General features: G+C 74.2%; 10 protein-coding genes. 5 read left to right on the top strand and 5 right to left on the bottom strand.

What is annotated here, in order from left to right; genetic code table 11:
• Positions 1-48 precede the first annotated feature (48 nt).
• From ACH4C6_RS00170 to ACH4C6_RS00150, 5 genes are all read left to right on the top strand, one after another.
• Positions 49-342 carry a DUF503 domain-containing protein gene (locus ACH4C6_RS00170; RefSeq protein WP_369193440.1) on the top strand — a complete coding sequence of 98 codons (294 nt, stop codon included), beginning with the start codon at positions 49-51 and terminating at the stop codon, positions 340-342.
• A 44-nt stretch (positions 343-386) separates the two neighbouring features.
• Positions 387-839, top strand: coding sequence for a 30S ribosome-binding factor RbfA (rbfA, locus tag ACH4C6_RS00165; protein WP_398106272.1), 453 nt, complete (start codon positions 387-389; stop codon positions 837-839).
• A complete protein-coding gene (truB, locus tag ACH4C6_RS00160; protein WP_398106271.1) occupies positions 836-1741 on the top strand; it encodes a tRNA pseudouridine(55) synthase TruB in 906 nt (301 codons plus the stop codon). Before rbfA ends, truB begins: the two co-directional genes overlap by 4 nt.
• 255 nt (positions 1742-1996) lie before the next feature.
• Complete coding sequence (locus ACH4C6_RS00155) at positions 1997-5419, top strand: trypsin-like peptidase domain-containing protein (RefSeq protein ID WP_398106270.1); 3423 nt, start codon at positions 1997-1999, stop codon at positions 5417-5419.
• A gap of 169 nt (positions 5420-5588) precedes the next feature.
• On the top strand, positions 5589-6551 hold the full coding sequence (locus ACH4C6_RS00150) for a bifunctional riboflavin kinase/FAD synthetase (RefSeq protein ID WP_398106269.1): 963 nt from the start codon (positions 5589-5591) through the stop codon (positions 6549-6551).
• Positions 6552-6591: 40 nt separating this feature from the next.
• Here the strand turns inward: ACH4C6_RS00150 and ACH4C6_RS00145 are convergent, their stop codons facing one another.
• From ACH4C6_RS00145 to ACH4C6_RS00125, 5 genes are read right to left on the bottom strand one after another with little or no spacing between them, the layout of a single operon-like run.
• A complete protein-coding gene (locus ACH4C6_RS00145; protein WP_398106268.1) occupies positions 6592-7620 on the bottom strand; it encodes an ABC transporter ATP-binding protein in 1029 nt (342 codons plus the stop codon).
• Positions 7617-8684, bottom strand: coding sequence for an ABC transporter ATP-binding protein (locus ACH4C6_RS00140; protein ID WP_398106267.1), 1068 nt, complete (start codon positions 8682-8684; stop codon positions 7617-7619). Before ACH4C6_RS00140 ends, ACH4C6_RS00145 begins: the two co-directional genes overlap by 4 nt.
• Entirely contained in the window at positions 8681-9592 is a 912-nt protein-coding gene (locus tag ACH4C6_RS00135; RefSeq protein WP_398106266.1) for an ABC transporter permease, read from the bottom strand. Before ACH4C6_RS00135 ends, ACH4C6_RS00140 begins: the two co-directional genes overlap by 4 nt.
• Positions 9589-10635 carry an ABC transporter permease gene (locus tag ACH4C6_RS00130; protein WP_398106265.1) on the bottom strand — a complete coding sequence of 349 codons (1047 nt, stop codon included), beginning with the start codon at positions 10633-10635 and terminating at the stop codon, positions 9589-9591. Before ACH4C6_RS00130 ends, ACH4C6_RS00135 begins: the two co-directional genes overlap by 4 nt.
• 18 nt (positions 10636-10653) lie before the next feature.
• Positions 10654-12507 (bottom strand): ABC transporter substrate-binding protein, encoded by a 1854-nt coding sequence (locus ACH4C6_RS00125; protein ID WP_398106264.1) that lies wholly within the window; start codon positions 12505-12507, stop codon positions 10654-10656.
• Positions 12508-12595: the final 88 nt, after the last annotated feature.

Here is a 12595-nt window from a genome sequence, read left to right as displayed (position 1 = left end):
ACGGCGCAGGGCCATCCGATCCCGTACCGGCGGGTCATCCGGACACACATGTACGTGGGGACTCTGTCCTTCGACCTGCTTCTCGGCGACGTACGGTCGCTGAAGGAGAAGCGCTCCGTCGTCCGCCCCATCGTCGCCGAGCTCCAGCGCAAGTACGCGGTGAGCGCGGCCGAGGTGGACCACATGGACCTCCATCGCAGAGCCGCCATCGGCCTCGCGCTGGTGTCCGGCGACGCAGGGCACCTCAGCGACGTGCTCGACCGGTGCGAACGGCTGGTGGCCGGGCACCCCGAGGTGGAGTTGCTGTCCGTCAGGCGGCGCTTCCACGGCGAAGACGACTGACGAACCGAGAACGAACCGGACAGGAAAGAACGGGAGACGGACCAGTGGCCGACAACGCGCGTGCCAAGAGGCTGGCGGACCTCATCCGAGAGGTGGTGGCCCAGAAGCTGCAGCGCGGGATCAAGGACCCGCGGCTCGGCTCGCACGTCACCATCACGGACACCCGGGTCACGGGTGACCTTCGGGAGGCGACCGTCTTCTACACGGTGTACGGGGACGACGAGGAGCGCGCGGCGGCCGCCGCCGGCCTGGAGAGCGCCAAGGGCGTGCTGCGCTCCGAGGTCGGCCGGGCCGCCGGTGTGAAGTTCACGCCGACCCTCACCTTCGTCATGGACGCCCTCCCGGACACCGCCCGGAACATCGAGGACCTCCTCGACAAGGCGCGCCAGTCCGACGAGAAGGTGCGCGAGGCGTCTGCCGGGGCGACGTACGCCGGTGGCGCGGACCCGTACCGCAAGCCGGACGAGGACGACGAGACGGACGACACCGCCGAATGACCCAGAAGCACACCACGCCCGACGGCCTCGTCATCGTCGACAAGCCGTCGGGCTTCACCTCGCACGACGTGGTGGCCAAGATGCGCGGCATCGCCCGGACGCGACGCGTCGGGCATGCCGGCACCCTGGACCCGATGGCCACGGGCGTCCTCGTCCTCGGCGTCGAGAAGGCCACCAAGCTCCTCGGCCACCTCGCACTGACCGAGAAGGAGTACCTGGGCACCATCCGGCTCGGGCAGAACACCCTCACCGACGACGCCGAGGGGGAGCTCACCTCCTCCACCGACGCCTCCGGCATCACCCGCGAGGCGATCGACGCCGGCATCGCCGAGCTGACCGGCGACATCATGCAGGTGCCGTCCAAGGTCAGCGCCATCAAGATCAACGGCGTGCGGTCGTACAAGCGCGCCCGGGAGGGCGAGGAGTTCGAGATCCCCGCCCGCCCGGTGCGGGTGTCCTCCTTCGGCGTGCACGACGTGCGGGACGCCGTCGCGGAGGACGGCACGCCCGTGCTCGACCTGGTCGTCTCCGTCGTCTGCTCCTCCGGCACCTACATCCGGGCCCTGGCCCGCGACCTGGGCGCCGGGCTCGGCGTCGGAGGGCACCTCACCGCCCTGCGCCGCACTCGCGTCGGCCCCTACAAGCTGGACGCCGCGCGCACGCTCGACCAGCTCCAGCAGGAGCTGACCGTGATGCCGGTGGCCGAGGCCGCCGCGGCCGCCTTCCCGCGCTGGGACGTCGACGCCCGGCGCGCCAAGCTGCTCGGCAACGGCGTGCGGCTGGAGATGCCCGACGAGTACGCCGGTCGCGGTCCCGTCGCCGTCTTCGACCCGGAGGGCCGCTTCCTCGTCCTCGTCGAGGAGCAGCGCGGCAAGGCCCGGAGCCTGGCCGCCTTCGGCTGACGGACGCCGGGAGACACCCGTCCGTGGAGCGGCGGCCACGGGGTACCTCCACCTCCGCCGCTCCACGGTCCCCCTCGGTTCCCCCACCCCTAGGGTGTATCCACCCGCCCTCCTCCATTCACCCGTCCGTGCCAGCGCTCGGAGTGAACCGGGGGAGCGGAAGGGGGCGCTTTCGCAAGGTGATCTGTCCCGCCGATCTTCGCCGCCCTACTGTCGAACACAAGGGCACGGGTGTACGGCGGGGAGGCTCGGACGATGGCGTCGCGAAACCGGTCCCGGGAGGCGGAGGACGGCTCACGGGACTCGCGGGAGCAGCCCGGCGCAGCCGGGCACGACGACCGGGCGTTCCCCCGGAACGCCCTGGTCCGCATCCACGACCTCGCCGGCCGCCCGCGCGGCACCGGCTTCCTGGCCGACCACCACGGCACGCTGATCACCAGCCACGAGGCCGTCGACGGTCTGCCCCGGCTCGTCCTGCACGGCGCCGGGGACCGCCGCCGGGTCGTCGACGCCGACGCCGTCACGCCCCTGCCCGCACGGAACCTGGCCCTGGTGCGCACCGAGGGGCTCGGGGTGCCGCCGCTGCCCGTCACCGTGCGGGAGGAGATCGGCACCGGCGCCTATGTGCACATCCCCGCCGGCGGCTGGCGCGAGGCCCGGGTCCTGGGCCGCACCCCCGTGACGTACGCGGCGACCGACCGCTTCCACCGGCTGGACGACGCCCTGGAGCTCGCCGTCGGGACGGCGGGGCGCGACGCGCTGCGCCTGGGCGGGGGAGCGGCCGGCGGCCCGGTCCTCGACGCCGCCACCGGAGCCGTGGTCGGCGTGCTCGGCACCGCGCTCAGCTCCGGCCACAGCGAGGTGGGGTTCGCCGTGCCGCTGCACACCGGTGTCGCCGACCGGACGGGACCGCTCGGCGCGCTGCTGGCCGAGAACGCGGCGACGGTGCCCGCCTACGGCGCCGACCTCAACCTGGCCGGTGTGCTGGCCCTGACGACGACCTCCGCGGGCCTGGACGGCCCGCCGCCCGGCGGCACCGACGCCCCGGACCCTGTCGAACGGCCGGACGTCGCGGCCGCGCTCGGCGCCTCCACGGCCCGACGGACGCCCGTCCTCGGGCTCGTCGGGCCGCCCGGCAGCGGCCGGACCACGGAACTCGCCGCCCTCGCCGCCCGCCGCCGGGCCGACCGGCACCCCACGCTCCTGCTGCGCGGCTGCGACCTGCACGACGAGGACACCTCGGTCGCGGAGGCCGCCCGCCGGGCGCTCGCCCGCTCCGCCCCGGTCCTGGCCGCGGCCCGGGACCCGCTCCCGGCCGATCCCGCGGACAGCACACCCGAACGGCTCGCCCGGATCGCCGCCGGGCTCGGCCGGCCCCTGCTGCTGGTGCTCGACGACCCTCAGGAGATGCCGCCCGCCCTGGCCCGCCGGACGGCCGGCTGGGCGGAGGCGACGGTGCGGTGGCTGCGCGACACCGGGGCACGGCTCGTGGTCGCCTGCCGGGAGGAGTACTGGGAGCAGGCCGCACCCCTGCTGGACTCGTCCGGCTGCGTCCGCCTCGGCGACCTCACCGAGGCGCAGGCCCGGGAGGCCCGCCTGCGGCACGGCATCGCCGACGGTGCCCTCGCCGCGGCCGACGCCCGGCACCCCCTGACCCTGCGGCTGCTCGCCGAGGTCCACGGCGCCCTGCCCGGCGGCCCGGACCTCACCGGGGCCGCCCTCGACCGGCACGAGGTCCTCTCCGCCCACCTCGACCTGATGTCCCTGCGCGTCGCCACCCGCCTGGCCGCCCCCGGCGGCCTGCACGGCACCGCGGTGCGCCGGCTGGCCGCGCGGGTCGCCGGACGGGTGCACGAGGCCGCCCGGCGCAGCCTCGGCCCCGGCCACGGTGACCTGGACCGGGAGGCGTTCGAGGCGGTGTTCCCCTGGGGGCCCGCGCCCGCCCCGCCCGGCGGCACCGGCTGGGCGCCGGCCGTGCTCGCCGAGGGCCTGCTGGTCCCCGCCGGATCCGGCTACCGCTTCGCGCACGAGGAGTTCGCCGACTGGCTCCAGGGCCTGCACCTCGATCTCGACGAGGCGCTGCACGCCCTCGTCCACCGGGGTGGGCGGACAGCGCCCGAACCGGTCCCGCACCACCGCGCCGGACCCGTCGTCCAGGCCCTGCTGCACCTGGCCCGGCAGCAGGGCGGCGCCCGGCTCGCCTCCCGACTGGCCGACCTCGTGCACGCCCTGGACGCCGACCCGGGCTCCTGGTGGGCCGCCCGGCTCCTCACCGGCACGCTCGCGGCCGTGCCCGACGCGACGCCGTACACCGAGGTGCTGCGGCTGCTCGCCGACCGGATCGTGGCCTGGCGGCGCCAGGAGCGTCCGCTGCCCGCGGAGGCCGGCCCCGCCTTCTGGACCGGCCTGCGGCTGCCGCAGGACGTGCGGTGCGCCCTGCTCCGACGGCTGGTGCACGCCGACGGGCCGCCGTGCGAGGCCGGACCGCGCTTCCTCGACGCCGTGGCCGCACTGCTCGAGGCCGACCCGGTCGCCGTGCAACCGCAGCTCACCCGCTGGTTCGACGACGAGCAGCCGCTGCCCGCCACCCCGCACGCGACCGTCGCCACGGCCGCCCAGGCCCTGCTGCACACCCACCGCCACCGCGCCCCGGACGAGTTGGCGGACGCCCTCGCCGACCGCGGCCACCCCCGGGCCGACGAACTGCTCGCCGTCCTGGCCGAGGAGGAACCCTCGGCGATCTGCCGGGCCGTCGAGCGCTGGGCCCGCGACGAGCGGCCCGAACGCAGGATCGCCGCGGTCGAGCACGGCCTGCGCGTCGCACCCCGGGCCGGCAAGTCGGGTGACCGCGCCCTGCTGCGCTTCACCGCCCTCACCCTCCTCGCCCGCCCCGCGGACGCCGCCCTGCACGGTGGCGCCCTCGCCCTGCTCGTCCAGGACCCGCAGACCCGACCCCGCCATTTGCCGCGGGCACTGGAGCACTTCGCCGCGGGCGACCCCCGGTTCCCGCCGGACGCGCTGACCGGCGCCCTGGCCAGTCACCCCGAGCCGGTGCTCGACGCCTTCGCCCGGCGGCTGGAGCGCCCCGACGCCGAGGAACCGCTGCGGGCCCTGGCCGACGCCACCCCGCCCGGCCTCGCCCACCGGGTCGCCGCCCTCCTCGGGGAAGCCGCCGAGCGCCGCCCGGACCTCGCCGGGCCGGTCGCCGCCTGCGTGGACCGGCGGCTCGACCGGGGCGCCGCCGCCCGGGCCGTGCTCCTGCCCCTGGTCACCGGCCTGCTGGAGACCGGCGGCGTACGGCTGCGCTGCGCCCTGGCCGCCGTCCTCACCCCACCCGGCATCCCCGCCTCCCGGCCCGTGCGCCGCGAGCTGCGCGACGCGCTCCTCGCCCGCGAGCAGGACACCGACGTCCTGGACGCGCTGCTGCACGCGGCGGCCCGGGACGCGGGCGAGGACCTGCGCGACCTCGCCCACCGGATCGGCCTGCGCCTGGCCCGCACCCCGGAGGGCGCCACCCGCTTCGACCGCGCTCTGGTCGACCTCGGCCGGCACGTGCCGGGTTTCGCCGCACGCGTGGCGGGCTGGCTCACCGACGAGCCGGGGGAGTGGGCCGCCCTCGTCGGACCCAGTGCGCGCCGCACGATCGAGGGCCTGGCGGGCCTGCGCGTGCCCGCCTGAGCGGCGGGCCGGTCACCGGGACGTGCCGCCGTGCCGTGCGCCCTGTCACAGCGCCCATGCCGATGCGGGCAGGCGGCACCCGGCATGGCACCCTTAGACCTGCGCACGAGGCAATCACGGACGACCGACCGACACGGGTTCGACGAGCTTTCGACAAGGAGCAGGCACAGTGCAGCGCTGGCGTGGCTTGGAGGACATCCCCCAGGACTGGGGGCGTAGCGTCGTCACCATCGGCTCCTACGACGGAGTCCACCGCGGACACCAGCTGATCATCCGGCATGCCGTCGACCGGGCCCGGGAGCTCGGCGTGCCCGCCGTCGTCGTCACCTTCGACCCGCACCCCAGCGAGGTCGTCCGCCCCGGCAGCCACCCCCCGCTCCTCGCCCCCCACCACCGCCGTGCCGAACTCATGGCCGAGCTGGGTGTGGACGCGGTGCTCATCCTCCCCTTCACCACCGAGTTCTCGAAGCTGTCGCCGGCCGAGTTCGTCGTCAAGGTGCTCGTCGACAAGCTGCACGCCAGGGCCGTCGTCGAGGGCCCCAACTTCCGCTTCGGCCACAAGGCCGCGGGCAACGTGGAGTTCCTGGCCACCCAGGGCAAGACCTACGACTTCGAGGTCGAGGTCGTCGACCTGTACGTGACGGGTGAGGCGGGCGGCGGCGAGCCGTTCTCCTCGACGCTGACCCGGCGCCTGGTCGCCGAGGGCGACGTCCGGGGCGCCGCGGAGATCCTCGGCCGTCCGCACCGGGTCGAGGGCGTCGTCGTCCGGGGCGCCCAGCGCGGGCGCGAGCTCGGCTTCCCCACCGCGAACGTCGAGACCCTGCCCCACACCGCGATCCCGGCGGACGGCGTGTACGCCGGCTGGCTGCACGCCCAGGGCGAGGCCATGCCCGCGGCCATCTCGGTCGGCACCAACCCCCAGTTCGAGGGCACCGAGCGGACGGTGGAGGCGTACGCCATCGACCGTGTCGGGCTCGACCTGTACGGGCTGCACGTCGCGGTCGACTTCCTGGCGTTCGTGCGGGGGCAGGCCACGTTCGACACGCTGGACGCCCTGCTCGAGCAGATGGGGCGGGACGTGCAGAGGTGCCGGGAGCTGGTGGCGGCCGAAGAGGCCGGTCCGTCCGCCTGAGGGCCGTCCGCCTGAGGTCCGTCCGCGGCACCGCGGGGGCCTAGTCCCGCGGTTCCCCGCGCCCCTGGAGGGTCGTCGCCCAGTGGCAGGCGACCTGCGACTGCCCGCTGCCGCTCAGCACCTCCGGGTCCCGGCCCCGGCACGCGTCCGACACGCCCGCCCGGTCCGCCTCGCCGCTCGCCAGGACCTGGCAGCGCGCGTGGAAGCGGCAGCCCGGCGGGACCCGTGAGGGGTCCGGGGGTTCCCCCGTGAGCACCACCGGGTCGCCCGGGGCCTCCGGGAGGACGGACAGGAGGGCCTGGGTGTAGGGGTGCCGCGGCGCCGTCAGGACCTGCTCCACCGGGCCCGTCTCCACGATCCGGCCCAGGTACATCACCGCGACCCGGTCGGCGATGTTCCACGCCAGGCCCAGATCGTGCGTCACGACCAGGGCGGACAGGCCGAGTTCGGTGCGCAGGCGCAGCAGCAGCGAGAGGATCTCGCCGCGCACGGAGGCGTCGAGCGAGGCCACCGGCTCGTCGGCGACGAGGAGTTCGGGCTGGAGGACCAGCGCGCCCGCGATGACCACGCGCTGACGCTGCCCGCCGGACAGTTCGTGCGGGTAGCGCAGGAAGAAGCGCTCCGGTGGCCGCAGGCCGGCGCGGGAGAGCGCCTCGGCCACGGCCGCCCGCTCGTCGCCGCCGTGGCCGTGGATGCGCAGCCCTTCGGCGACCGCGTCGTACACCGTGTGCCGCGGGTTGAGGGAGCCGCTCGGGTCCTGGAGGACCAGCTGGACGCGCTTGCGGTACGCCTTCAGGGAGCGGCCCGAGTACCGCAGCGGGCGGCCGTCGAAGGAGACCTGCCCCGACGTCGGCTCGACCAGGCCCAGCAGGCTGCGGGCCAGGGTCGTCTTGCCGCAGCCGGACTCGCCGACCAGCGCGACGATCTCGCCGGGCCGGATGTCCAGGTCGACGCCGTCCACCGCGCGCGCCGGCGGTCCGCCGTGCCGGCCGGGGAAGGTGACGTACAGGTCCCGGGCGCTCAGCAGGGGTGCCATGGTGACCCCGGGGGCCGTGGGGGAGAGGGTCATGGTGTGCCGGGCCTCGCTTCCTCCAGGGCTTCCGGGTCCCCGGCCGGTTCGCCGGGCGCCCCCGGGGGCCGCCCGGTGCGGCCCTCGGACCGCTCCCGGCCGGTCGCCGCTTCCGGCGGGCCGGCCAGCACGCAGGCCGCCCTGCGGTCGGGAGCCGTCGCGCGCAGCGCCGGGTCCTGCTCGGTGCACGAGTCCAGGGCCACGGGGCAGCGCGGATGGAACGTGCACCCGGTCGGCAGCGCGGCCGGGTCGGGCGGGTCGCCCGCCAGGCCCCGGGGCGCGAACCGGGACGCGGGGTCGCCGATCCGCGGGAACGCCGCCGACAGGGCCCGGGCGTAGGGGTGCCGGGCGTCCCCGTACACCTGGGCGGCCGGGCCCTCCTCCACCACGCGGCCCGCGTACATCACCGCGAGCCGGTCGCAGGTGTCCGCCAGGACCGCCAGGTCGTGGCTGATCATGATCAGGCCGAGGTCCTGGTCCGCGACCGACTGCTCGATGAGGCGCAGGATCTGCGCCTGGATCATCACGTCCAGGGCGGTGGTCGGCTCGTCCGCGATGACCAGCCGCGGGTCGCACGCCAGCGCCATGGCGATCATCACCCGCTGGCGCTGCCCGCCGGACAGCTCGTGCGGGTAGGCGTGCGCGCGGGCCGCGGGCAGGCCGACCTGCTCCAGCAGCTCGCCGGTCCTCTTCCTCGCCCCGGCCGGTGTGGCCTTGCGGTGCAGCAGGATCGGCTCGGCGATCTGGTCGCCGACGCGGTGCACGGCGTTCAGGGAGTGCATCGCGCCCTGGAAGACGATCGAGGCGCCGGCCCAGCGGACCGCCCGGACCCGGCCCCACTTCATGGTCAGCACGTCCTCGCCGTCGAGGAGCACCTCCCCGGTGATGCGGGTGCCCGCGGGCAGCAGCCGCAGCAGGGCCAGCGCCAGGGTGGACTTGCCGCAGCCCGACTCACCGGCGATGCCGAGTTTGCGGCCGGCCTCCAGGCGCAGGTCCACCCCGCGCACGGCGGCCGATCCGCCCGGGTACGTGACCGTCAGGTTCCTGACGTCGAGCAGACTCAACGCGACACCCCCAGCCTGGGGTTGAGGACGGACTCCACGGCCCGCCCGCACAGTGTGAAGGCCAGCGCCACCACGGCGATGGCGATGCCCGGCGGCACCAGGTACCACCAGTCGCCCGCGCTGACCGCACCCGCCTCGCGGGCGTCCTGCAGCAGTCCGCCCCACGACACGACCGTGGGATCGCCGAGGCCGAGGAAGGCGAGGGTCGCCTCGGCGAGGATGGCCGAGGAGATGATCAGGGTCGTCTGGGCGAGCACCAGCGGCATCACGTTGGGCAGGACGTGCCGGGACATGACGTGCCAGTGCCCGCCGCCGAGCGCCCGCGCCCGCTCGATGTACGGCCGGGTCTCCACCGCCAGGGTCTGCGCCCGCACCAGACGGGCCGTGGTCGGCCAGGTGGTGACGCCGATGGCGACGACGGTCGTGGTGAGCGAGCGGGACATCACGGTCGCCAGCGCGATGGCCAGCACCAGCGTCGGCATCACGAGGAACCAGTCGGTGATCCGCATCGTCACCGTCGCGTACCAGCCCTTGAAGTGCCCGGCCGTCACGCCGATCAGCGTGCCGATGGCCACCGACAGCACGGCCGCGAGCAGTCCGACCAGCAGCGACACCCGCGAGCCCCAGATCACCAGGCCCAGCAGGTCCCGCCCGAACTGGTCCGTGCCGAGCGGGAACGCGGTGCTCGGGCTCTGCATCGGACGCCCCGGAGCCTGCGTCACGCTGCTCACGTCGGAGCCGACGAACAGCGGGGCGAACAGGGCCAGCAGCGCGCACAGGGCCAGTACGGCCAGTCCGTACAGGCCCGCCCTCTCGGCACGGTAGCTCCGCCAGAAGCGGGCGGCGGAGGCCCGGCGGCGCTGCCGGGCGAGGGCGCGCGGGTCCGGAGCCGGCTGGGTCGTCGTCATCGTGCCACCCGGGGGTCCAGCAGGGGATAGACCAGATCGGCGAGGGTGTTCATCACGATCACCGCGGCGGCGAACACGAAGAACAGTCCCTGCACCAGCGGCAGGTCGGGCACGCTCAGCGCCTGGTAGAACAGGCCGCCGAGACCCGGCCAGGAGAACACCGTCTCCACCAGGATCACGCCTGCCACCGTCCGGCCCAGGTTGATGAAGATCAGGGTCACGGTCGGCAGCAGCGCGTTCGGCACGGCGTGCCGGCGGCGCACGAGGTCGTCGCGCAGGCCCTTGGCCCGTGCGGTCGTCAGGTAGTCGCTGCCCATCTCGTCCAGCAGCGCGGACCGGGTGACCAGCAGCGTCTGCCCGTACTCCACGGCCACCAGCGTCACCACCGGCAGCACCAGGTGGTGGGCCACGTCGAGGACGTGGGCGAAGCCCTCCTCGCCACCCGACTCCATGCCGCCGGTGGGGAACATGCCGGGGATCGGCCCGATCCCCACCGACAGCACGATGATCAGCAGCAGCCCGAGCCAGAAGGACGGGATGGAGTACAGCGTCAGCGCCAGGCCGGTGTTGACCCGGTCACCGGTCCCGCCCCGCCGCCAGGCCGAGCGGGTACCCAGGAGGATCCCGAGCGCCGTGTACAGCACGAACGCGGTCACCGTCAGCAGCAGCGTGTTCGGCAGCGCCTCGGTGATCTTGTCGACGACGGGGGCGCGGAACTGGTACGACGTCCCGAGGTCGCCGGTGAGCGCCTTGCCGCAGTAGTCGGTGAACTGCCGCCACAACGGCAGGTCGAGCCCGAACTCCGCACGGTAGGCGGCCAGTTGCTCCTCGGAGACCTGGCGGCCGCCCGTCATGGTCTTCACCGGGTCGCCCGGGATCAGCCGGAAGAGGAAGAAGCTGGTCACGAGGACGGCCAGCAGCGAGACCAGCGCACCGGCCACCTTGCCGGCCAGGTACCGCGGGTACGCCGAGCCCCTGCGTACCCGCGGCCCGGCCGCCGTCTGCCTGTCCTCGACCAGCGCGGGGGTCGCGTCAGCGGTCATGAGTGCCCGTTCGCCCGTCTACTCGCGGTCCTCGGCGGTGGCCCGCCGGCGCATCGCCGCGAAACCGCCGAGCGCGGCGAGGACCACCACACCCGCGACGATCCCGACCACGACGCCGGTGGAGGACGCGTTGTCCGAGGACCCGCCCGCATCGGCGGGGACCGCCGACCACCAGCTCCAGTAGCCGTCCTGGCCGTAGATGTTGCCCGCCTTCGCGGGCATCGTCGTGATCGACTCGATGTGGTCCGTCCGGTAGGCCTCGACCGCGTTCGGATACGCCATGACGTTCATGTACCCGAGGTCGTACAGCCGCGACTCCATCTGCTGGACGATGTCCGCCCGTTTGGCGGGGTCGTACTCGGCGCGCTGCCGGGCGTAGAGCTCGTCGTACTTCTTGTCGCAGATGAAGTTGTCCGTCGCGCCGGTGTCCTTCGGGGTCGCCGGGAGCGCGCCGCAGGTGTGGATCGACAGCACGAAGTCCGGGTCGGGGTTGACCGACCAGCCGTCGAAGGCCAGGTCGTACTTTCCGGCGAGCCAGGGGTCGGTCACGTTGTCCAGGCAGTCGAGGCGGACGCCGATGCCGAGGTCGCCCCACCACTCCTGGAGGTACTTGCCGACCGCCTTGTCGTTCGGGTCGGTGGCGTGGCACAGGACGCGGTAGGTGAGGGGCTTGCCGTCCTTGCCGACGCGTTTGCCGTCGCCGTTCTTCCTGTAGCCGGCCTCGTCGAGCAGCCGGGCCGCCTTCGCCGGGTCGTACGCCAGCTTCTGGCGCGCGGACGGCTTCCAGAAGTAGTCCTGGAAACGGGGCGGGATGTAGCCCTCGCCCTCGACGGCGTGGCCGCGGAACACCTTGTCGATGACGGCCTCGCGGTCGACCGCCATGAACAGGGCGTTGCGCACCCGCTGGTCGAGCAGGGAGGGGTGGCCGTCGCCGAACTTCTCGCCGTTCTTCGCCCGGGCGCCCGGGTTGGTGGCCAGGGCGTAGAAGCGGCGGCCGGGAGCGTCGTTGACCTGGATGTTCTCCGCGCCCTTGAGCGACTCCGCCTGAGCGGGTGTCAGGGACGGCGACCCGGCGACGAAGGACACCTCGCCCTTGCGCAGCGCCGACACGGCCGCGTCCTGGTCCTTGTAGTAGCGGAACACCAGTTCGTCGAACTTGGGCGCCCCGCGCCAGAAGTCCTTGTTGGCCTTCAGCCGTACGTAGCTGTCGGCCTTGTACCCGGTCAGCACGAACGGGCCGTTGCCGACCACGGGGAAGGTCTTGTCGTTGTTGAACTCGGAGAAGTCCGAGACCTTCTCCCACACGTGCTTCGGCACGATCGGCACGTCCAGCGCCGTCATCGTGGCCTGCGGCTTCTTCAGCTCGATGACCAGCTTCGTGGGGCTCGGGGCGGTCACCTTCCGGAAGTTCCCCACGTAGCTGCCGTTGGCCGTGGCGGCGCCGTCGTCGGTCATCATCTTGTGGAACGTCCACGCCGCGTCCTCGGCGGTCGCCCGCCGCCCGTCCGACCACGTGGAGTTCGAGCGGATCGTGTACGTCCAGGTCAGCTTGTCCGGCGAGGACTCCCACTTGGTGGCCAGGCCGGGGATGGCCCGGTTGTCCTTGGGGTCGTAGGTGGTCAGGTACTCGTACATGAGCCGGTGGATGCTCGTGCTGAGCAGCCGGACCGCGAGGAAGGGGCTGAGCGAGTCCACGCTCTGCGCCACCGCGACGGTCAGCACCTGCTTGCCGTCGCCGGCCGCCCGGGCCTGCCGGGGTGCCGGGTCGAGCGGGGTCGCGAGACCGGCGGTGAGGGTGAGCGCGGCCGCCCCGGCGACGGCGACGAGCCGGAGGCCGCGCGGGAGGCTGCGTTTCTGATCGTTCGTGCCCATGGACGGACCTCGCGTCATCGCTCGGACGGGAAGGACGGGTTGATCAGCTGTCAGGGGGTTGATGTGTGTGTATCAGCGGCCGTCTCCG

Origin of the sequence: Streptomyces sp. NPDC017943, from assembly GCF_044328425.1 — a bacterium.
In the GTDB taxonomy this organism is placed as follows: Bacteria; Actinomycetota; Actinomycetes; order Streptomycetales; family Streptomycetaceae; genus Streptomyces; species Streptomyces djakartensis_A.
Note: the sequence above shows the minus strand (reverse complement) of the source record. Positions and strands in the feature narration are given on the sequence as shown.